The 20163-nt window shown below is 42.0% G+C and carries 17 protein-coding genes; 10 read left to right on the top strand and 7 right to left on the bottom strand.

Annotation, left to right across the window (positions count from 1 at the left end; translation table 11 throughout):
* Positions 1-7 precede the first annotated feature (7 nt).
* Complete coding sequence (locus G4D82_RS08630) at positions 8-1078, bottom strand: T9SS type A sorting domain-containing protein (protein ID WP_166336657.1); 1071 nt, start codon at positions 1076-1078, stop codon at positions 8-10.
* A 231-nt stretch (positions 1079-1309) separates the two neighbouring features.
* Here G4D82_RS08630 and G4D82_RS08635 point away from each other — a divergent pair, with 231 nt between their 5' ends.
* Both G4D82_RS08635 and G4D82_RS08640 read left to right on the top strand, forming a co-directional pair.
* Positions 1310-2347, top strand: a complete 1038-nt coding sequence (locus G4D82_RS08635; RefSeq protein ID WP_166336659.1) for a sensor histidine kinase — start codon at positions 1310-1312, stop codon at positions 2345-2347.
* Complete coding sequence (locus G4D82_RS08640) at positions 2344-3057, top strand: LytR/AlgR family response regulator transcription factor (RefSeq protein WP_166336661.1); 714 nt, start codon at positions 2344-2346, stop codon at positions 3055-3057. The genes G4D82_RS08635 and G4D82_RS08640 overlap by 4 nt, the downstream gene beginning before the upstream one ends.
* Positions 3058-3060: 3 nt before the next feature.
* On the opposite strand, the gene mtaB is transcribed toward G4D82_RS08640, so the two are convergent.
* The 3 genes from mtaB to G4D82_RS08655 form a co-directional block, all read right to left on the bottom strand.
* Positions 3061-4389 (bottom strand): tRNA (N(6)-L-threonylcarbamoyladenosine(37)-C(2))-methylthiotransferase MtaB, encoded by a 1329-nt coding sequence (gene mtaB, locus G4D82_RS08645; RefSeq protein ID WP_166336663.1) that lies wholly within the window; start codon positions 4387-4389, stop codon positions 3061-3063.
* A gap of 454 nt (positions 4390-4843) precedes the next feature.
* Positions 4844-6019, bottom strand: a complete 1176-nt coding sequence (locus G4D82_RS08650) for a GlmU family protein (protein WP_166336666.1) — start codon at positions 6017-6019, stop codon at positions 4844-4846.
* A 117-nt stretch (positions 6020-6136) separates the two neighbouring features.
* Positions 6137-6388, bottom strand: a complete 252-nt coding sequence (locus tag G4D82_RS08655) for a type B 50S ribosomal protein L31 (protein WP_166336668.1) — start codon at positions 6386-6388, stop codon at positions 6137-6139.
* 235 nt (positions 6389-6623) lie between these two features.
* On the opposite strand from G4D82_RS08655, the gene G4D82_RS08660 reads away from it, so the two are divergent.
* The 5 genes from G4D82_RS08660 (at position 6624) to G4D82_RS08680 (ending at position 12530) form a co-directional block, all read left to right on the top strand.
* The gene (locus G4D82_RS08660) at positions 6624-7151 is read left to right on the top strand and encodes a DUF4199 domain-containing protein (protein ID WP_166336670.1); all 528 of its coding nucleotides are present in this window, start codon (positions 6624-6626) and stop codon (positions 7149-7151) included.
* Positions 7152-7157: 6 nt separating this feature from the next.
* A complete protein-coding gene (locus G4D82_RS08665; RefSeq protein WP_166336672.1) occupies positions 7158-8114 on the top strand; it encodes a glycosyltransferase family 2 protein in 957 nt (318 codons plus the stop codon).
* 105 nt (positions 8115-8219) lie between these two features.
* Positions 8220-9947, top strand: coding sequence for a phospho-sugar mutase (locus G4D82_RS08670; protein WP_166336674.1), 1728 nt, complete (start codon positions 8220-8222; stop codon positions 9945-9947).
* Positions 9944-11773 carry an ABC transporter ATP-binding protein gene (locus G4D82_RS08675; RefSeq protein ID WP_166336676.1) on the top strand — a complete coding sequence of 610 codons (1830 nt, stop codon included), beginning with the start codon at positions 9944-9946 and terminating at the stop codon, positions 11771-11773. Before G4D82_RS08670 ends, G4D82_RS08675 begins: the two co-directional genes overlap by 4 nt.
* A gap of 55 nt (positions 11774-11828) precedes the next feature.
* Positions 11829-12530, top strand: coding sequence for a hypothetical protein (locus tag G4D82_RS08680; RefSeq protein ID WP_166336678.1), 702 nt, complete (start codon positions 11829-11831; stop codon positions 12528-12530).
* Positions 12531-12590: 60 nt separating this feature from the next.
* On the opposite strand, the gene G4D82_RS08685 is transcribed toward G4D82_RS08680, so the two are convergent.
* Genes G4D82_RS08685 through G4D82_RS08695 form a run of 3 tightly spaced genes read right to left on the bottom strand, consistent with a single transcriptional unit; the run spans position 12591 to position 17530 of the window.
* On the bottom strand, positions 12591-13313 hold the full coding sequence (locus G4D82_RS08685) for a hypothetical protein (protein WP_166336680.1): 723 nt from the start codon (positions 13311-13313) through the stop codon (positions 12591-12593).
* Positions 13314-13349: 36 nt separating this feature from the next.
* Positions 13350-15830, bottom strand: coding sequence for a carboxypeptidase-like regulatory domain-containing protein (locus tag G4D82_RS08690; RefSeq protein WP_394352287.1), 2481 nt, complete (start codon positions 15828-15830; stop codon positions 13350-13352).
* Between the two features lie 11 nt (positions 15831-15841).
* Positions 15842-17530 (bottom strand): M23 family metallopeptidase, encoded by a 1689-nt coding sequence (locus G4D82_RS08695; RefSeq protein WP_166336682.1) that lies wholly within the window; start codon positions 17528-17530, stop codon positions 15842-15844.
* A gap of 188 nt (positions 17531-17718) precedes the next feature.
* On the opposite strand from G4D82_RS08695, the gene G4D82_RS08700 reads away from it, so the two are divergent.
* From G4D82_RS08700 to rny, 3 genes are all read left to right on the top strand, one after another.
* The gene (locus G4D82_RS08700) at positions 17719-18009 is read left to right on the top strand and encodes a hypothetical protein (RefSeq protein ID WP_166336684.1); all 291 of its coding nucleotides are present in this window, start codon (positions 17719-17721) and stop codon (positions 18007-18009) included.
* Positions 18010-18015: 6 nt separating this feature from the next.
* Entirely contained in the window at positions 18016-18318 is a 303-nt protein-coding gene (locus G4D82_RS08705) for a cell division protein ZapA (RefSeq protein ID WP_166336686.1), read from the top strand.
* A gap of 238 nt (positions 18319-18556) precedes the next feature.
* The gene (gene rny / locus G4D82_RS08710; RefSeq protein ID WP_166336688.1) at positions 18557-20119 is read left to right on the top strand and encodes a ribonuclease Y; all 1563 of its coding nucleotides are present in this window, start codon (positions 18557-18559) and stop codon (positions 20117-20119) included.
* The last annotated feature ends 44 nt before the right edge of the window (positions 20120-20163 follow it).

The following is a 20163-nucleotide window of genomic DNA, read 5'->3' on the forward strand; positions in this document are numbered from 1 at the left end:
ATTTTATTCAGGATTTAATAAATTTCCTAATGATTATCTGATTATTACTGATGGCCTTAATAAAATAAAGGCCGCTGGAGAAGGCTGATAAATCGATACTTTCCTCGCTATTACCACTTAACCGGCTTTGATACAAAGTTTCTCCACTAAGGTTCAAAATCGTTAGATCAGCAGAAATTATACTATGAACCAATAGTTGCTCTCCTGTGGTGAAAATCTCGAAGCCCTCTTGTTCAGTAAAACCTTCATTACCTAATAGCGATTTAGCGGAAGTGCAGGATGCGATATCAATCATCGCTAGCAGAATCTGACCGTTGGTAGTGGTTCCGACGACCGGTTGCGGAACGGTTAGCGAAGCTCCGAAACTCGCTTCCGTAGCAGACAAATCCAGCGAAACCATCTTATTAGGAAAAGTGCTATTGGCATCACAGAAAGTCAGATAGAGTTTGTCGTCAACGAAATTCATTCCGTAGCCACAAAGCCCTTCGAAGTTGATCGTCAGTTGCTGGAGCATCACGCCACTTGGAGACATGATATTAAGTGTATCTACATCATAGGGTGTCGGTCCAGTAAAAAAATACACATTTCCCAAATCGTCTATAGCTATGTCGGCTACTGGCGAATACACCGACTGATCTTCCCAAAGCGTGGTCAACTCGGCTCCGTCAAATCTGGAAATACGGTTTTCGGTCGTATTGTTTAGCCTTGTGGAATGAAAATAAAGATAGTTGCGATACCCCGAAGCATTATAAAAAATCGGAACTCCATCGGTGACTGTTTCCCAGCTGCTACCGTTGTATTTGAGAATACTTCCACTGTTATTGACGAAATCATACGTATTGGAATAAAAACGGTTTCCATCGCCCAAATCGGCGATTGCCAAAGAATAGGTTGACGGAACTCCGGTAACATATACTCCGTCGTAAGTAATTGAACTGGCATTTTTAGTCATCGCGTAAATAGCCCGTCCGTTACTGCCATTACCCAGCCCATAGAAACGTCCCACGCTTCCTACTGGATTTTGTGCAAATAAAATCGCTGTAACCAGCAAAAATATTAATAGTAATTGTTTTTTCATGACTCCTTTTTTTTAGTTTCTTATCCAAAATTATATCCGAAGCCGTGCAATTGCCAAAACTATTACGTATAACTGCAAATTAGCTTGATAAAAATGCGTTTTCGGCTTTTGGTTTTGTTTTGGATAAACGGATGCAAGTTGGTCAAGACAAAGCAACCAATGGTCAAGTATTTTTACCGCACGGGTTTTCGGTCTGCCTAAAATCTTAAATTTACCACAGAGAAAGCACTGATGAAAAATTTTTATTTCTTCCTTAAAAGGTACAAAGTCATTCATATATTTTACTGGCTCTATGCCGGTTGGGATTTGTGGCATAAGTTGGTTCTGAGCCGTGGCGCCAATTACCACTTCAATAAATTCGACCTTGTTAAAGATATTTCCTTGCAAATACTTACCGTATATCTGGTTATTTATGGGCTCATTCCAAGGCTGTATTTCAAAAAAAGGTATTTGCTATTTTTTGTGACCGCCGTAGTAGTTTGCATTTTGACGGCTGGGCTCAATAATTATCTGTCAATATTTTATATTAGAAGCGTGGAGCCCGGTTTTGTGGTGAAATCCGAACTCATCAACTGGATTGCGCACACCATGACTCATCTCACGGTGACGATTTTATTCACGATTATTATTCTGATTGAGCACTACATAAATAAAGAGCAGCAAAACCAGCGAATCGAAAAAGAAAGATTGCAATACGAACTTAATTTTCTCAAATCACAGATCAACCCACATTTTATGTTCAATGCGATTAATAGCATTTATTTCCTGATGGACAAAGACCTTGGCCAGGCCAAAGAGGTAATGCTCAGGTTTTCTTCCCTTTTGCGTTACCAGCTTTATGAATGTTCGTCAGATCAGATCAGTCTGGCTCAGGAGATCGACTTTTTAAATGATTATATCGAAATCGAGAAAATGAGGAACTGCGAAAATGTTGAAGTGCACTTTGAGAGAGCATCGTTAGAAAAAAATCACTTGCTGCCGCCTTTACTACTGATTCCTTTCGTGGAAAATGCCTTTAAATATGTCTCTCACTATACCGACCGATTGAATTACATTCACATTGATCTGGGTCTTACTGAGGAAAATCTACTGGAATTTGAAATCAAAAACACTTTTAACCCCGAACCCAAAATTGAAACCCATTCGAGTGGGCTGGGCATTGCCAATGTCAAACGACGGCTCGCCATTTTGTGTCCTGATAACCATAGTTTGGTTATTGGTGGAGTCGGCGATCAATTTGTGGTCAACCTCAAAATACAACTGACATGAAACTAAATTGCCTCATCATTGAAGACGAACGCATTGCACGCGAGGGCCTCAAGGGTTATATCGACAGGATTGATTCTTTAATACTTATCGGCAGTTTTTCTAATCCGCTATTAGCACTGAAGGTACTCAAAACCGAACAAATCGATTTGATTTTTCTCGACATCAGAATGCCCGAAATTTCAGGGATCACCTTTTTGAAAACCCTGAGCCATCCACCGGCGGTCATCATCACTACTGCATACGCACACCATGCCGTTGAAGGTTTCGAGCTCAATGTAACAGATTACCTACTCAAACCGTTCTCGTTCGAACGTTTCCTGACAGCGGTGCAAAAGGTTTCGTCAAAAACCGCTCCGGGAAATGAAACCGCACTACAGCTAAAAGACGACTTTCTCTTCCTGCGCTGTGAAAACAAAATCGAAAAAATTTTCTACAATGATATTCTTTTCGTACAAGCGATGGAAAATTATGTGATTATTCAAACCGCTGACCGGAAATACATTAGCTACCTGACTCTGAAAAGTGTTGAAAACCAGCTTCCGGCAGACCAGTTTGTCAAGGTACACAAATCGTATTTGGTACCCATTGCCAAAATCAACACCATAGAAGGCAATACAATTAGGATTAACCAGTATCAAGTCAATTTCAGCCGCAACAATAAAGAAGAAATTCTAGGCCTGATTCTGAAGGATAAATTATTGAAGAGGTAAAAATCAGATTTTTATTGTAGCTCTTTCAAAACGAACACAACCATCGTCGTCAATATGCGTGAGTTGAATTTCGTGTAAAGTATTAACCAATTCCGGGTTCCATGGTGTTTTTACCTTGACGTAATTTTCTGTAAACCCATGAATGTAGCCTTCTTTGTTTTCGCCTTCGAACAACACCGTTCTGGTGGTGCCGAGTTGGCTTTCGTAAAAAGCGCGGCGTTTCTTGACCGACAAACCCCTGAGCATTTTACTGCGTTTGGCGCGTACGTTACTAGGAACTACATCGGGCAGTAAAGCCGCTTCAGTATTGTCGCGTTCTGAATAGGTAAACACGTGCAAATACGAAATATCCAAATCGTTCAAAAAGTGGTAAGTTTCCAGAAAATGTTCGTCGGTTTCGCCCGGAAAACCTACGATAACGTCTACACCGATACAGGCATGCGGCATCACTTCGCGGATTTTCGCCACGCGGTCGGTATACACTTCGCGCAAATAACGGCGCTTCATTTTCTTTAGAATATCATTGCTGCCACTTTGCAAAGGAATGTGGAAATGCGGCACAAAGGTTCTGCTTTCTGAGACGAATTCAATCGTTTCGTTTTTCAGAAGGTTCGGCTCGATTGAGGAAATTCTGAGTCGCTCGATACCTTCTACTGCATCCAAAGCCTGAACGAGTTCTAAAAAAGTATGCTCGTGCTTTTTATTACCGAATTCGCCTTTGCCATAATCGCCGATGTTGACGCCGGTCAAAACAATTTCCTTGATATTCTGCTGTGAAATCTCGTAAGCGTTTTTCAAGACATTCTCCAAAGCATCGCTTCTCGAAATCCCACGCGCGAGCGGAATCGTGCAATAAGTACATTTATAATCGCAACCATCCTGCACCTTTAGAAAAGCACGGGTTCTATCGCCAATGGAGTAACTGCCCACGTAAAAATCGGCTTCCTGAATTTCGCACGAATGCACCTCGCCAAAATCATTCTTAGATAAATCGTTGATGTAATCGGTAATCTTGAATTTTTCGGTCGCGCCCAAAACCAGATCGACGCCGTCTACCGCTGCGAGTTCTTCGGGTTTGAGTTGCGCATAACAACCCACCGCCGCCACAAAAGCCTTGTCATTAAGTTTCATCGCTTTACGCACCACTTGCTTGAACTGCTTGTCGGCATTATCGGTCACCGAACAAGTGTTGATGACATAAATATCGGCCACTTCTTCAAAATCGACGCGGTCAAAACCTTCTTGGTCAAAACTGCGCGCAATGGTCGAAGTTTCTGAAAAATTCAGTTTGCATCCGAGCGTGTAAAAAGCGACTTTTTTCTTGTTATCCATTGGTTTCATTTGTTGGGCGTTGCCTGACGGCCGGGCTATCCGTTTCAATTTTTTTTGCTTCCAAATCCTTGCAAAGAAGAACAACATCTTCGCAAAAAAAGATTTCCACTGCTATCCCTAACGCGGCCCCTGTTCTCGAGAGTACTTTCACCTTCCGAAACGGGCTGCAAAAATACACACAATAATCGGTTAGAAAAAACAGCTTCAAGAATTTTTAAAGGCTAATTTTCAATTGATTATAGAACGTCCGGTTCAGCCACTGCCCTAGCCCTGATAGCAGCGGCAGCCCGCAGCGCAGCGAGGACTATAGCGAATAGCAGGTTCCCGGCTTCTAAAAACAAAAAAAGCCACAACTGCTTTACAATTCTGGCGTTTCCATTTAGTATTCCTTCGTCTTTGCGTCTTTGCGTCTTTGCGAGAAAAAAAAAGAATTTCCCGCAAAGCCGCAAAGTTTTTATTCTTTTCTGTATTTTTTGGTGAGTTCAAATACATGTTCCAGGATTCTCGCTTCCTTTTCGTCGAAATCTACGTGTCTGCGCGACATCACGATCTTCGCAGTCTCGAAAGCCTTTTTGGTAATATAGGTCGTGAAGCCCGATGCGCCGCCCCAAGAAAAACTCGGTACGAAATTGCGCGGAAAACCAGCCCCAAAAATATTAGCGCTGACGCCCACAACGGTTCCGGTGTTGAACATCGTATTGATGCCACATTTGCTGTGATCGCCCATCATCAGACCGCAGAATTGCAAGCCGGTTTTGGCAAAGCTTTCGGTTTCGTAGCTCCAGAGTTTGACTTCCTCGTAGTTGTTTTTCAGGTTCGAGTTGTTGCTGTCGGCACCAATGTTACACCATTCGCCCAATACGGAATTCCCTAAAAAACCGTCATGGCCTTTATTGGAATAACCAAACAGCACCGAGTTGTTGACTTCGCCACCGATACGGCATTCTGGACCAACCGTGGTTGCTCCGTAAACTTTGGTCGCCAATTTTACCTGCGCGCCTTCGCAAAGCGCAAATGGGCCGCGGATTACGGAACCTTCCATAATTTCGGTATTCTTGCCAATGTAGATCGGGCCGGTCGAAGCGTTCAAAGTAACAAATTCGAGTTTGGCGCCTTCTTCAATGAAAATATTTTCGGGCGAAATCACGTTGACGCTTTTCGGAATGGGTTGTGAAGTTCGGTCTTCGGTGAGCAGTTCGAAATCTTCACGCAAAGCTGCATCATTCTTAGAGAAAATATCCCACGGATGCGCCACGAAAAGGCAATCGTTGTTGTATTCTAAAATTTCATAGCTATCAAAATCGACTTCTTCTTGAGTATCTTGTGTATAAAACGCAATCACTTCCTCGCCTTTAAAAATGGCTTGGTTGGGTTCAAGGTTCCGCACCATTTCGGATAAAACTTCATTGGGTAAAAACGACGCGTTGATCATCACGTTTTCTTCCATTTCGACCATGGGGAATTTCTCTGAAAGGTATTCTTCGGTCAAGGTGGTTGTGGTGGTTCCTAAATATTTTTCCCATTTCTCGCGGATGGTCAAAATCCCGATGCGGATATCGGCTACCGGTCGCGTGAACGTAAAAGGTAATAATGCGTTGCGGACCGTGCCGTCAAAAAGTATGTAGTTCATGATGTTGCTTGGTTATTTGCCAAAGTTTGAAAAAAAAATCCGTTTGGCAAAGTGACTTCCAATAAAAAAGCCCTTCCGGAAAGGAAAGGCTTCTTTATAATTTCGAACACCAATAAATTATTTACCGTGTTTAGCGTATTTGGTTTTGAACTTGTCAATACGACCAGCGGTATCGATAAGTTTAGATTTACCTGTGTAAAAAGGGTGAGAAGTTCTTGAAATCTCCATTTTCACTACCGGATATTCAACCCCTTCGTGCATGATGGTTTCTCTAGTTTCTGCTGTAGATTTAGTAATGAACACATCGTCGTTTGACATGTCTTTGAAAGCTACTAATCTGTAATTTTCCGGGTGGATTCCTTTTTTCATGGTAAATTTATTTTTCGTTTTGGTTATCGGCGCCTTGCTGCTTTTACTTTAAAAGGTATTGAACACCAAATAACTTTTTATTTTACTTATTGATTTTGAGTGCGCAAAAATACAACTATTTTTTAATTACCAAATCTTTATTTCATTTTTTTATCGGAACTTCTACAAGGAATTTTCTGCCGCGTGAATCGGGAATTGTTATATTTGTAACTTAATTTTTAAAACCGTTATTTTTATGGAAACTCTCAGAAAAAACGCAATGAAATACGGACTGTTTTTGGGCTTGTTCATGGTGGTCGCCACCACGTTAATTTACGCCATCGACCTAAATTTGTTCACTGCTCCTTGGTATGGTATTCTGAATTTGCTAATCATTGTGGCCTTTGGTGTGGTTTCGGCCATCAACAATAAAAAAATACTAGGCGGTTTTATGTCTTTCAAAGAAGCGTTCACGAGTTTTCTTATAACTATCGCCATCGGATTTTTTATCGCTACTTTGTTTAGCATTCTGCTTTTTAACGTTATCGATCCTGAAGCCAAGAAAATCATTTCGGATAACGTGATTAAAATGACAGTCGAAATGATGCAAAAATTTGGCGGCCGTGCGCAAGACATTAACAATGTTGTAAGCGAAATGGAAAAGACCGATTCTTTTGGTGTGTTCGGACAGCTCAAAGGATTTGTTTTCAATCTGGTTATTTACAGCATCATTGGTCTGATTACCGCACTGATTGTTCGCAGAGAACGCCCTCAAAGCCTATAAGATTTAATGAATTTATCTATCGTCATTCCGCTGCTCAACGAAGCAGAATCTTTGCAAGAACTTCATAACTGGATTGTTTCGGTCATGCAAGCAAATCATTATTCTTATGAAGTGATTTTCATTGACGACGGCAGCACAGACAATTCTTGGAACATCATCGAGAAACTCTCAGAACAAAACCCTAATATCAAAGGCATTCGTTTTCTGAAGAATTTTGGAAAATCCCAAGCGCTACATGCCGGTTTTGCCAAAGCCCAAGGCGAAGTAATTATTACTATGGACGCCGATTTGCAGGACAACCCCGAAGAAATCCCGGAGTTGATTGCGATGATCAACCAAGGTGGATTCGACTTGGTTTCGGGTTGGAAAAAGAAACGCTACGATTCGGTGGTGGCCAAAAACCTACCGTCGAAATTGTTCAACTGGGCGGCGCGGCGTACTTCGGGTGTGCAGCTCAACGATTTCAACTGCGGACTCAAGGCTTATAAAAATATTGTGGTGAAAAACATTGAGGTTTCGGGCGAGATGCACCGTTATATTCCGGTGTTGGCTAAAAATGCCGGATTCGGAAAAATCGGCGAGAAAGTCGTGCGGCACCAGGCGCGAAAATATGGCGAGACGAAATTCGGCATGGACCGCTTCATTAATGGTTTTCTGGATTTGATTACAATCTGGTTTTTGTCGCGTTTTGGCAAAAGGCCGATGCATTTGTTCGGAGCCATGGGTTCGCTGATGTTTGTGATCGGATTTTTTGCTGCGGGGTATATCGGAATTTCGAAACTGTACCGTTTGTACCACGACTTGCCTTATGATTTGGTCACGAACAATCCTTGGTTTTACATAGCGCTCACGACCATGATTATCGGTACACAATTGTTCTTGGCCGGTTTCCTAGGTGAAATCATCCTGCGCACCAAAAACAACGAAGAAAGATACAAAGTCTCGCAGCAGGTGAACCTCTAGCCCTGATAGAAGTGAAAAGCCCGGAACGCCAGTGAGGACTTGTAGCGGATAGCAGGTTCCCGGCTCCTAAAAATATTATATTACCTATTGATTAAAATGAATGTTATGAATATTCCACAACCTATTCTTGATAAAGCCAACCTTTGGCTCACCCCAACTTTTGACCATGAAACCCAAACGGCGATTAAAGAGATGATGACTTCGTCGCCCAAAGAACTCGAAGAAAGTTTTTACAAGAACCTTGAATTCGGCACTGGCGGAATGCGCGGTGTGATGGGCGTGGGCACCAATAAAATCAATAAATACACACTCGGTAAAAACACTCAAGGACTTTCTGATTATATGAAACAGGTGTTTCCCGGAAAAGATTTAAAAGTCGCCATCGCTTATGATTGTCGCCACAATAGTAACACGCTGGCAAAAGTGGTCGCTGATGTGTTTTCGGCCAACGGTATCAAGGTATATTTGTTCTCGGATATGCGCCCAACACCAGAACTCAGTTTTGCGCTCAAATACTTGGGTTGCCAAGCCGGAATTGTATTGACCGCTTCGCACAATCCGCCGGAATACAACGGTTACAAAGTGTATTGGGAAGATGGCGGACAACTCGTTCCTCCGCAAGATGGCGAAATTATCAAAGTGATTGAATCATTGAATTACGACGAAATCAAGTTCGCACCCAATGCCGATTTGATTGAGTATATCGATGTGAAAATTGACGAGGCATTCGCAGCTTCCTCGATTGCCAACGCGAGTTTCAATACGCCGGCGGCAGCTAAGGAAAACCTCAATATTGTATTTACTTCTTTGCACGGTACGTCGATTAAAGCGATTCCGAATGTGCTCGCGAAAGCAGGTTATACCAATGTGAACATCGTTCCCGAACAAGCCGAGCCGAATGGTGATTTCCCGACTGTAAAATCTCCAAACCCGGAAGAACCTGAAGCGCTTACCATGGCTCTAGCTTTAGCCGAAAAACTTAATGCCGATATCGTGGTGGGCACCGACCCGGATTGCGATAGATTGGGCGTAGCAGTCAGGAACAATGACGGAAAAATGATTTTGCTCAACGGAAACCAAACGATGGTTTTAATGACGGCTTTCTTGCTAGAACAATGGAAACGCCAAGGCAAAATCGACGGTAAGCAATTTATTGGTTCTACGATTGTTTCTACTCCGATGATGCTCGAACTTGCAGAAGCTTACGGCGTGGAATGCAAAGTCGGACTAACCGGTTTCAAGTGGATCGCCAAGTTCATCAAAGATTTCCCGAACTTGCAGTTTATTGGCGGTGGCGAGGAAAGTTTTGGTTTTATGGTGGGCGATGCCGTGCGCGATAAAGATGCGGTGGCTGCTACCCTACTCATGTGCGAAATTGCAGCGCAAGCCAAAGCCGCAGGAAGTTCGGTTTATAAAGAATTGTTGAATCTGTACGTAGATCACGGATTTTATAAAGAATACTTGGTGTCATTGACCAAAAAAGGCATCGATGGTTTGCGAGAAATCAACCAGATGATGGTCGATATGCGCGAGAATCCGGTCAAAGAAATCAATGGTCAGCGAGTGCTAATGCTCGAAGATTACAAGAAATCCATCGCCAAAAATCTATTGACCGGCGAAGAAGAAGCTTTAACAGTTCCTAAATCAGACGTGTTGATTTACTACACCGAAGATGGAGCTAAAATCGCAGCCCGCCCAAGTGGCACCGAGCCAAAAATCAAATTCTATGTGAGCGTGAATGCGCCGCTGGACAATGTAGCCGATGCACCAAGAACTGAAGCCATTCTCGATGAAAAAATCAAAAACATCCTACTGGATTTAAATATCATTTGATGGAAAGCTACAAAAAGATATTTCCTTTCATCAAACCCTACAAGACCAACGCGGTGCTGAATGTGGTGTTCAATATCTTGTACGCGCTGTTCAGTTCGCTTTCGATGGTGTCGCTGTTTCCGATGCTCAACATCTTGTTCGGCAAGCAACAGCCCGTGACGGTAAAACCGGTTTTGGGTTCGGTAAGCGATTTGGGCGGCTTTCTGAAAGATTCTTTGGCTTACTATGCCGGAAGGTTTGCCGGTGAAGATCCGAGTAAAGCCTTGCTTTTTGTGATTGCGTTAATCATCTCGTTGTTCTTTCTGAAAAACCTGTTCAACTATTTTGCTATGGTTCAGATTACAACGCTGCGAAATGGCGTACTGAAAGACATGCGCATCAAGCTGTATCAAAAAATTGTCGAATTGCCCGTTTCGTATTATTCCGAAAAGCGCAAAGGCGATGTGATGGCCCGAATGCTGGGCGATGTGGCCGAAGTACAAAATTCGTTCTTTTCGATTTTTGAGTTGGTTATCCGCGAACCTTTGACCATCATTTTCACGATTATTACGATGTTTTACATCAGTGTCAACCTGACATTGTTTGTATTCATCTTTATTCCGGTTACCGGCTTGATTATTTCCAGAATCGGGAAATCGCTCAAAGGAAAATCACAGCGTGCGCAACAAGAAGCCGGTTATTTCATTTCGTTGGTTGAAGAAACCCTCAGCGGCCTGAAAGTCGTGAAGAGCTATAATGCTGAAAAACATTTCAGGGACAAATTCAGCCAATCCATCGGACGTTTACAAAAACTCGCCAACAGCATCGGAAACAAGAACAATCTCGCCTCGCCCTTGAGCGAATTTTTAGGCATTGTGACCATTGCCATTCTTTTGCTCTATGGAGGCCAAATGGTATTGGTATCCAAAACCCTCGAAGGTGCGGCGTTTATCACTTATATGGCACTCGCCTACAACATCCTGACGCCGGCCAAGGCCATTTCCAAAGCATCTTACAGCGTAAAAAGTGGTTTAGCGGCAGCCGATCGGGTTTTTGCAGTTTTGGAGGAAAACAACGAAATCACCAATAAACCTGACGCGATTGTCAAAGGAGATTTTAACGACAGCATCATCCTTAAAAATGTGCAATTCAAATATGACGAAGAGCCGGTTTTAAAAGACTTTTCACTCGAAATCAAAAAAGGGCAAACGGTGGCTTTGGTCGGGCAATCCGGTAGCGGGAAAAGTACGATTGCCAATTTGCTGACGCGATTTTACGATGTGAATTCGGGAAGCATTGCCATAGACGGTATCAATCTCAAAGACATGGAATTGCATTCTTTGCGCCATTTGTTGGGATTGGTCACCCAAGACAGTGTTCTTTTCAATGACACAATTAAAGCCAACATTGCGTTGGGAAAAAACAACGCTACAGATGAAGAAATTATAGAAGCTCTGAAAATTGCCAATGCGTATGAATTTGTGAAAGATTTACCCCAAGGCATTCACACCAATATTGGCGACAGTGGCAACAAACTCTCCGGCGGTCAAAAGCAGCGTTTGAGCATTGCCCGTGCTGTTTTAAAAAATCCGCCCATCATGATTCTAGACGAAGCTACTTCTGCCCTAGATACTGAAAGTGAAAAATTGGTTCAGGTAGCTTTGGAAAATATGATGCAAAACCGCACTTCAATTGTTATCGCGCACCGATTGTCTACCATTCAGAAAGCCGATATTATTGTAGTGATGCAAAAAGGTGTTATCGTTGAGCAAGGCAATCACGAACAACTGATGGCGCACAACGGCACTTATAAGAAACTGGTTACGATGCAGTCTTTCGAGAACTAAGTTTCTACAGGTTGGGTTGCGAATTTCTTTTTCTAACTTTAATATTGATTGAACCATGTATATCAACGACAGCAATATTAAGTTACCCGATGATCCCGACACTATTGTTTGGAAATACCTCGATTTGTCGAAATTTGTCGATTTGTTGTTGTACCAGAAATTGTTCATGTCGCGCTCAGACAAGTTCGAAGACCAATACGAAGGCACTTTCAGTGAGCCCACTTTTGAAGAGATTAAGAAACTTTCCGTGAACAACCCGGCTTTTTTGGATTATTATAAAACGCATCGGGAAAATGTCGTGATTAGTTCTTGGCACATCAACGAATACGAATCCTTTGCGATGTGGCAAATTTTTACTCAGAAAAGTGAAGGTTTGGCGATTCAATCTACAGTTAAAAGGCTTCAACAAGCGCTTTTGAGCGACACCACTTTCGAGCAACATATTGGCTCGGTGAATTATATCGATTACAAAAAAGAATATATTCCTTTTGAAAATGACTTTTTCCCGTTTCTGTTCAAGCGGAAAAGTTTCCAATACGAACGCGAGATTCGAATACTAACCGATGTGACTTCGCGCGGATTGAAAATCGACAACGGCCTGAAAATCGACATTGACATCAACCAATTGATTGAGAAAATCTACATTCATCCCAAATCGGAAAACTGGTATAAAAATTTAGTAATTGACCTTTCTAAAAGGCTAGGATTCAATTTTGTCATCGAGAAATCCGATTTAGAGAGCGACATTCTCATTTAACTGGAATAAAAAAAGCCGCAAATATTTATTACTTGCGGCTTCTAAATTTTTAAGACAAATCTAATTCAACTCATAATCGGTGACTTTCCAATCTTTGGAAGTCAAATCAACATAGTGATACCGAACAACATCGTTCTTGTCAAATGCGCCGTTTTTGTTGGCGTCTTCGATAGTTCTGTAGTAAAGTCTGTTTTTGGATTCGACTACATTCCAATCAATTACTTCTTGAAAATCAGTCGAAATCTTCGTGAATCGTTCACCGGAAATATCGCTTAAATACAATGATTGAATATCGTTGGTGTCAAGGTTATTGTCTTTGTTGGTGTCTAAATCCTCCAGTAGGTACACCAAGATTTGCTGTTTGCTTTTATCGGCTATGGCTTTTAAATAAGTAACAGATTGGATTAGTACCTGCTTGTCAGTTAAGGTTTTGATAGAATCTGAATCGATTCTTTGGAATTTAATATTGCGCAGAAAGCCTACTATCTCATTTTCGCTGTAGTTCGAAATCTTGAAACTTGGTCTGACACCTGAAGAGGCATCATAACTGCTTTTCGAATTGTGTTCATTAACATTCAAATCGCCTACGGGAAAAAGCAGCACGTTGGTACCTTGCATTTGAATCGGTAAATCTGCTACTTCTATTTTGGTAGTATCTACTTTGGGTGCGGTGATTGCTTTAGAGTGATTTTCGTAGGTCACTTTGGGTGTTTCTTTCTCTTGCTTACAACCCATCAGAAGCAGGAAAACAGAACAGGAAACAATTTTCAGAAGGCCTTTCATAAGCTGTGATTGAGCATCAAAAATAACAAATAAATTCTAGAATCGCACCGATAGTTTCAAATTGAAAACCCGCGTGGTCAGATAATTTGGAATACCGTATTGGCTTTTGGTGTAGACATCGCGCACCCAAGTATTGGTAATCGCATTCTGATTGTTGAACATATTGAAAATTTCAAATCCTAATGACAGGTCTTGGAATTTTTTGAGCCAATGTCCGTCTGGACGAAAAGCATTTCGTTCGGTAAACACGTACGAAAAACCAGCGTCTGCCCTGCGATAATCACGCAGTCTGGATTGGTATTGATACGGATCGGCGTAAGAAGGCGAGCCGCCGGGCAAACCGGTATTGTAAACCAAATTCAGGTAAATTTTCACGCTCGGAATATTCGGCATATAATCTTGGAACAAAATTGCAAACTTGAAACGCTGGTCTGTCGGTCGGGCAATATCTCCTTTGTTGTCAATATTTTCTTTGGTTTTGAGATAGCTGAAACTGAACCACGATTCAGTGCCGGGCACAAACTCTCCATTGAGTCTCAAGTCAAGCCCTTGTGCAAATGCTGTCGCATTGTTGTTGGCAGCATATCGAATACGCACATTCTCGATAGTATAAGGATTCACATCGGTCAGTGATTTATAATAAGCCTCGGTGACCATCTTAAAAGGGCGATCCCACATTTTGAAACTATAATCACTACCCAAAACCAAATGTAAAGAAGATTGCGCCTTTACATCAGGCTGAACCGCTCCGGTTTTGTCACGAAGTTCCCGATAAAAAGGCGGTTGATAGTAATAACCACCTGAAACCCTAAACACAATATCTTTTTCCCATTCAGGTTTTATCGCGAATTGTGCACGCGGGCTAAAAACGATTTGACTACTGCTGTTAATGTTGTCTGCAGAAACTTGCCACTGATGAAAACGAACCCCGGCATTGTACCAAACCTCGCTACTGCCCCATTTGTCTTTCAAACTCCATTGCCCGTAACCTGAAAGTCGGTCGATGGTTGCAAAATTCTTGGCGCGCACACTTTTATAAGGCACTAGCGGACCAGTATAGGAATTATAAGGTTGGTCGTTTTGCGGGATATTGGGCAGTTCGATACGCGGCGGATTGATTGAGAAACCAGCCGAATCGATGACTTCCCATTCAACAATACGATCGCGGATGTCTTCGCGGGTGTATTTGAAACCCCATTCTACTTGGTGCTTTTTCTTGATGTCGTGATTCCCTTTCACTTCTGCGTTAATAATCAGCGCATCAAGGTCGTTGCGGGCGTGGTTGAGTTGGGTTCCGATGGCGCGGCTGTAGGTGACATCTCCAAAAGTTTCTGAGCCGATATTGCCGTCCACTTCACCCAAAGCGTATTGCGCAAAAATGTCAAAATATTCTTGTTCGAGCGTATGGTAGGCCGAACCGATCAATTTCAAACTAAAATCGTCATTGACCTTGTAGGTAGTTTTGAGTGCACCAAAAAAAGTATCGTAACGGTCTTTCTCTTGACCTTGATAGAAAACTTGCAACGCTATAGGCTCTGAAATAGTCCCGAAATTGGTTTGTCTTGTGAGCGGTTGGTAGTTGTATTTGTTTTGCGAGATATTCCCCAGAAAACTGAATTGCCACTTGGTATTCGGATTGAACGTAACGTATGTTTGAACGTCAGCGAAAGTGGGTTTAAAGTTGGTTTGGGTTTCTTGGCTTTTCACCAATAAGCTGTTGTCACGATAACGAACCCCAGTAATGGCCGACCATTTCTGATTTTTTGAAACCGCTTCGACCGAAACCGCACCTCCCAGATAACTCGCATCTAATGAAGCCCCGAATCGGGTTGGCCTACGATAAGTAATATCGAGTACCGAAGACAATTTATCGCCATACTTCGCCTGAAAACCTCCGGCAGAAAAATCGACATTCTGCACTAAATCGGTGTTGGTGAAGCTCAAACCTTCTTGTTGTCCGGAGCGGATCAGAAACGGGCGATAGACTTCAATTTCGTTCACGTAAACCAAATTCTCGTCGTAATTCCCGCCACGTACCGAGTATTGCGTACTGAGCTCATTGTTGGAACTCACCCCCGGCAAGGATTTCAGCAAACTCTCGACTCCGGCGTTGGCTCCGGGAATTCTCCGGATGACCGCCGGTTCTAATGTAGTGACGCCCTGCACCCGCTTTCGGTTGTTGGCCATGACCACTACTTCTCCCAAACCTTCGGCCTTTTCGCTCATGACTGGATTGAGTTCGTAATCTTCATTGGGCTTCAAAGTCAGAGTTACCGTATTTCTTTTGAGCGAAGTATGCGTAAAAACCAACTGCACTTTCTCATTGGCTGCTATTAAAATCTGGTAAAAACCGTTGGCGTTGGATTTGGTGCTTTTGCCGCCGGCGGAAATATTGACTTCCTCGACCGGTTTATTGTTTTCATCTAAAATGACGCCTTTGACTCTGGCCGTTTGGGCAAAACTCATCCATCCGATCAAGAAAAAAAGGAAGGAAAGCTGCAGTGCATTCGTTTTCAATAGTATTGGTTTTATTTTTTAGGACTTCTCAAAAATGATGTTTCAAAGATAGCAGAATTTCCAAGATTATCGGAAACGGTGAGTTTTAATTCATTTTCGCCATCGCGCAATTCCTCATCGTTGATATGATACGTAATCCTAGCCGTTTTATTGTCATATTCAAACAAAACCCATTTGTCGTTGATGAAACCATTGTAGGATTTAATCCCTGAAAGATCATCGCTGATACGCAAAGCAATCGTTTTGTCTTTGTTGATGAATTTGCCTTGAATCGGTTTGACAATCGAAATTTTGGGCGCTATGGTATCGGTGACCAACATAAATTGCCCCAAATTCTTGGAATAGGCAGTAAAGGTATCGCCATTAACTTTGGTGCTGTGATAGGTTTTGCGTTTACCTTCAAGAGCCGCGATAAAAGTTTTCTCTTTTTGCAGAACATTAGGGTCGGTAATGGTTACTTTGAAATTACTGTGAACCGGAACCATATCGTTGTGAACAGTCATGACTTTATCTTTCACCTCGAAATTCAGATAGAAATCTTCGTAGAAAGTATGCGCCGGAAAAAACACACTCATTTGTTCTTTCTCGTAATTGTTATCGGTATCGGCTTTCAGCAAATAATTCGTTTTGATCGATTCTTGTGTAATCAAAGCGGTTTGCATTTCGTATTCTACTGGAACCAAAATAGTGGTAGTATTACCGTAATAATCAGCCAGTTCAATTTTGTAAATTTGTGAAAAATTGGGCAGCACTTCAACTACTCCGTTGTGACTGTCTGCGCTGATAATACTCAAGTTGTACGGACTGCGCATGAACAATTTCTGAACCCGCTGTTTAGTACTTTTGTACCGAGGAAAATCAATCAATGCATTGACATAGCGACCTTCTTCAAATACCAATTGCTTGAAATCGTAACCAAAACTCTGGCTGCCGTTTAAAAAAGATTTGACGCTGTAAACACCATTATTATTGTAGGAAACATTGTCGTAGTCGCCGCAAATCACACCAAAACCAATTCGGCCCATAGCGGCAATTTTCTCGGCGATGTAGTTTCCGTCTTTTTGCTGCGAAAGGTTTACTAGCACTGGTCTTTGCGATGCATTGGCGATACTGTTCTCGTCCAAAGGATAGACCAACAGGCTCGAAATCAGCGGCTTTTTGGTATCGGTCATTAGCTTGTCAAAACCAAACAGCAATGGATTAATAATTTTCTCGGATTTTGTATCGCGGAACTCAAAATGCAAATGTGGCCCTTCCGATCCGCCGGTATTTCCTGACCAGGCAATCGTATCGCCTTTTTTTACAGTCAACTCACCGGGCTTTGGGAAAAATTCAATTTCGTAGGATTGCGCCTGATAATGTTCATCACGAATCCGCTCGGCAATTTTTCCGTAACCGTTTTGCAAGTGACCATACACCGTCGTGTAGCCATTCGGGTGGTCAATGTAAATGGCTTTTCCATATCCGTAGGTAGAAATTTTAACCCTCGAAACGTAACCGTCGGCTACAGCAAAAACGGGCAGTCCTTCTTTTTGTTGGGTGCGAAAATCAAATCCTGTGTGAAAGTGATTGGGCCGTAGTTCTCCGAAATTGCCAGCAAGCTGCATCGGGATCTCCAAAGGCGATTGAAAATAATCTTGAGGGTAGTTTTGAGAAAAAATAGGCGTGTAAAAAATCAAAAGTGCTAATAAAAATTTCATGGTATTAAGGTTTTTAGCTAAGGTAAAAAATTCAATCGAAGTGGCAGCATTTTTTATTCGAGCGATAACTGTTTATTTTTCAAATGATTGTAAATGAGAATTTTCGACTGTGGAAAAATTTCTAAAAATATTGGTATAATTCGATTGTAATGTTAACTTTGTTGAGTTAGTAATGACACGGAATTATAATGAGTGAAATTGTAGAAATTATTGATACTCTTGAGAGTAGGCTCCAAAAACTGCTAGAAAAAATGGATCAGCAGGAGCAAACTTCAGCACAATTGCAGCAAGAGTTACAAAAAGCTACAACAGTGATTCAACAACAATCAGAAGAAATTGCCACGTTGAAAAAACAATACGACTCATTAAAAATGGCCAGTTCATTATTAGGCAGCGAAGAAAACAAACGAGAAACGAAACTCAAAATAAATTCATTGATTCGGGAAATCGATTACTGTATAGCACAGCTTTCTGATTAATAGCCTATGAACGAAAAGCTCAAAATCAAATTATCAATCGCCGATCGGGTTTACCCTTTAACGGTAGAAACGTCTCAGGAAGAAGGCCTGCGAAGTGCCTCGAAGAAGATTGATATGATGATCAAGCAATTCGAAGAAAACTATGCTGTTCGCGACAAGCAAGATGTTTTGGCCATGTGCGCTTTACAATTTGCATCGCAACTCGAACAAAAGCAGATTGACAACGCAATCGACGGCAAGCAAACCATTGAACGCATTCGGAAAATCAATGACGCATTACTGGGTTATCTCGAGAAAACTAAGGGTTAAAAGCCCTGTGGTTTGAATATCAACATCACGTTCTTACACATCGACTAAAAATACTGCCTACATTAGTTATTATTTGGTAAACTCAACACTAACAAATTAGAATGAGCGAATCGTCACTACTAAAGCATGCCACGCCCAGCGAGGAAACTTGAACAGTGAGCCAGCTCAAAACTTGTCTTTACGAGTTTATGCATGCAACCTAATGTAGGCTTTTTTTATATTATTAACTCAAACAAACATGGACATTGTAACAATACTGATTGCCGGAATTGCCGGAATTGCAGGTGGTTTCGGAATCTCGAAAATTATCGAAAAAAGAAACGTATCTAACCTGATTAAAGGTGCTCGAAAAGAAGCCGCTTCTATTTTGAAAGACGCCAATATCGAAGCTGAAAATATCAAAAAAGACAAAATACTTCAGGCAAAAGAGAAATTCATCGAACTCAAAGCCGAACACGAGCAAGTCATCCTATCGCGTGATAAAAAAATGGCAGAAGTAGAAAAACGGGTGCGCGACAAGGAATCGATGGTTTCCAACGAGCTTTCCAAAGCCAAAAAAATCAATGACGAGTACGAAGCCAAAACCAACGAATATAAGTCAAAAATCGAAATCCTAGAGAAAAAACAACAGGAAGTAGAGCGCATGCACAAAAGCCAGCTCAACCAACTCGAAGTGATTTCTGGCTTATCGGCTGAAGATGCTAAAGAGCAACTCATGGAAGGCCTAAAAGCCGAAGCCAAAACTAAGGCGATGGCTCAAATTCAAGACACCATTGAAGAAGCAAAACTCACCGCTCAACAGGAAGCCAAGAAAATCATCATCAATACCATTCAAAGAATTGGTACCGAAGAAGCCGTTGAGAACTGCGTGTCTGTGTTCAACATTGAATCAGACGACGTGAAAGGTAGAATTATTGGTCGCGAGGGAAGAAACATCCGGGCACTCGAAGCTGCTACTGGTGTTGAAATCATCGTTGACGATACTCCAGAAGCTATTATTCTTTCTTGCTTTGACCCAGTTCGACGTGAAATCGCTCGTTTGTCATTACACAAACTCGTTACTGACGGCCGTATTCACCCTGCGCGTATTGAAGAAGTGGTCGCCAAAACTACCAAACAAATTGAAGAAGAAATTGCTGAAGTCGGTAAACGAACTGTCATTGATTTAGGAATCCACGGCTTGCATCCAGAGCTGATTAAAGTAGTGGGTAGAATGAAATACCGTTCTTCTTACGGACAGAATTTATTGCAACACTCACGCGAGGTTTCTAAACTTTGCGGTATCATGGCTGCCGAATTAGGTCTGAATGTGAAACTCGCCAAACGAGCTGGATTGCTTCACGATATCGGAAAAGTGCCAGATACAGAAAGCGATTTGCCACACGCACTTTTAGGGATGCAATGGGCCGAGAAATATGGCGAAAAAGAAGAAGTATGCAATGCGATTGGTGCACACCATGACGAAATTGAGATGAAATCTTTGCTATCGCCAATTATTCAGGTTTGTGATGCAATTTCTGGAGCCAGACCGGGAGCACGCCGTCAAGTATTGGATTCTTACATCCAACGTTTAAAAGATTTGGAAGATGTAGCCTTCGGATTCAGTGGTGTGAAAAATGCTTACGCGATCCAAGCCGGTAGAGAATTGCGGGTGATTGTGGAAAGCGAAAAAGTTTCTGACGATAATGCTGCGCAGCTTTCATTCGAGATTTCACAAAAAATCCAGACCGAGATGACTTACCCCGGACAAGTGAAAGTAACGGTTATTCGCGAAACCAGAGCGGTCAACATCGCAAAATAATTGTAGAAATTAACGGATAAAAAAAGCACTTCTGTTTGAAGTGC

This window comes from Flavobacterium lotistagni, from assembly GCF_011392125.1.
GTDB lineage: Bacteria > Bacteroidota > Bacteroidia > Flavobacteriales > Flavobacteriaceae > Flavobacterium > Flavobacterium lotistagni.

What these genes read in the sequence shown, in the direction of transcription:
- G4D82_RS08630 (WP_166336657.1), bottom strand. Translation starts at nt 1,078, where the DNA reads ATGAAAAAACAATTACTATTAATATTTTTGCTGGTTACAGCGATTTTA.
- G4D82_RS08635 (WP_166336659.1), top strand. Translation starts at nt 1,310, where the DNA reads ATGAAAAATTTTTATTTCTTCCTTAAAAGGTACAAAGTCATTCATATA.
- G4D82_RS08640 (WP_166336661.1), top strand. Translation starts at nt 2,344, where the DNA reads ATGAAACTAAATTGCCTCATCATTGAAGACGAACGCATTGCACGCGAG.
- mtaB (WP_166336663.1), bottom strand. Translation starts at nt 4,389, where the DNA reads ATGGATAACAAGAAAAAAGTCGCTTTTTACACGCTCGGATGCAAACTG.
- G4D82_RS08650 (WP_166336666.1), bottom strand. Translation starts at nt 6,019, where the DNA reads ATGAACTACATACTTTTTGACGGCACGGTCCGCAACGCATTATTACCT.
- G4D82_RS08655 (WP_166336668.1), bottom strand. Translation starts at nt 6,388, where the DNA reads ATGAAAAAAGGAATCCACCCGGAAAATTACAGATTAGTAGCTTTCAAA.
- G4D82_RS08660 (WP_166336670.1), top strand. Translation starts at nt 6,624, where the DNA reads ATGGAAACTCTCAGAAAAAACGCAATGAAATACGGACTGTTTTTGGGC.
- G4D82_RS08665 (WP_166336672.1), top strand. Translation starts at nt 7,158, where the DNA reads ATGAATTTATCTATCGTCATTCCGCTGCTCAACGAAGCAGAATCTTTG.
- G4D82_RS08670 (WP_166336674.1), top strand. Translation starts at nt 8,220, where the DNA reads ATGAATATTCCACAACCTATTCTTGATAAAGCCAACCTTTGGCTCACC.
- G4D82_RS08680 (WP_166336678.1), top strand. Translation starts at nt 11,829, where the DNA reads ATGTATATCAACGACAGCAATATTAAGTTACCCGATGATCCCGACACT.
- G4D82_RS08685 (WP_166336680.1), bottom strand. Translation starts at nt 13,313, where the DNA reads ATGAAAGGCCTTCTGAAAATTGTTTCCTGTTCTGTTTTCCTGCTTCTG.
- G4D82_RS08695 (WP_166336682.1), bottom strand. Translation starts at nt 17,530, where the DNA reads ATGAAATTTTTATTAGCACTTTTGATTTTTTACACGCCTATTTTTTCT.
- G4D82_RS08700 (WP_166336684.1), top strand. Translation starts at nt 17,719, where the DNA reads ATGAGTGAAATTGTAGAAATTATTGATACTCTTGAGAGTAGGCTCCAA.
- G4D82_RS08705 (WP_166336686.1), top strand. Translation starts at nt 18,016, where the DNA reads ATGAACGAAAAGCTCAAAATCAAATTATCAATCGCCGATCGGGTTTAC.
- rny (WP_166336688.1), top strand. Translation starts at nt 18,557, where the DNA reads ATGGACATTGTAACAATACTGATTGCCGGAATTGCCGGAATTGCAGGT.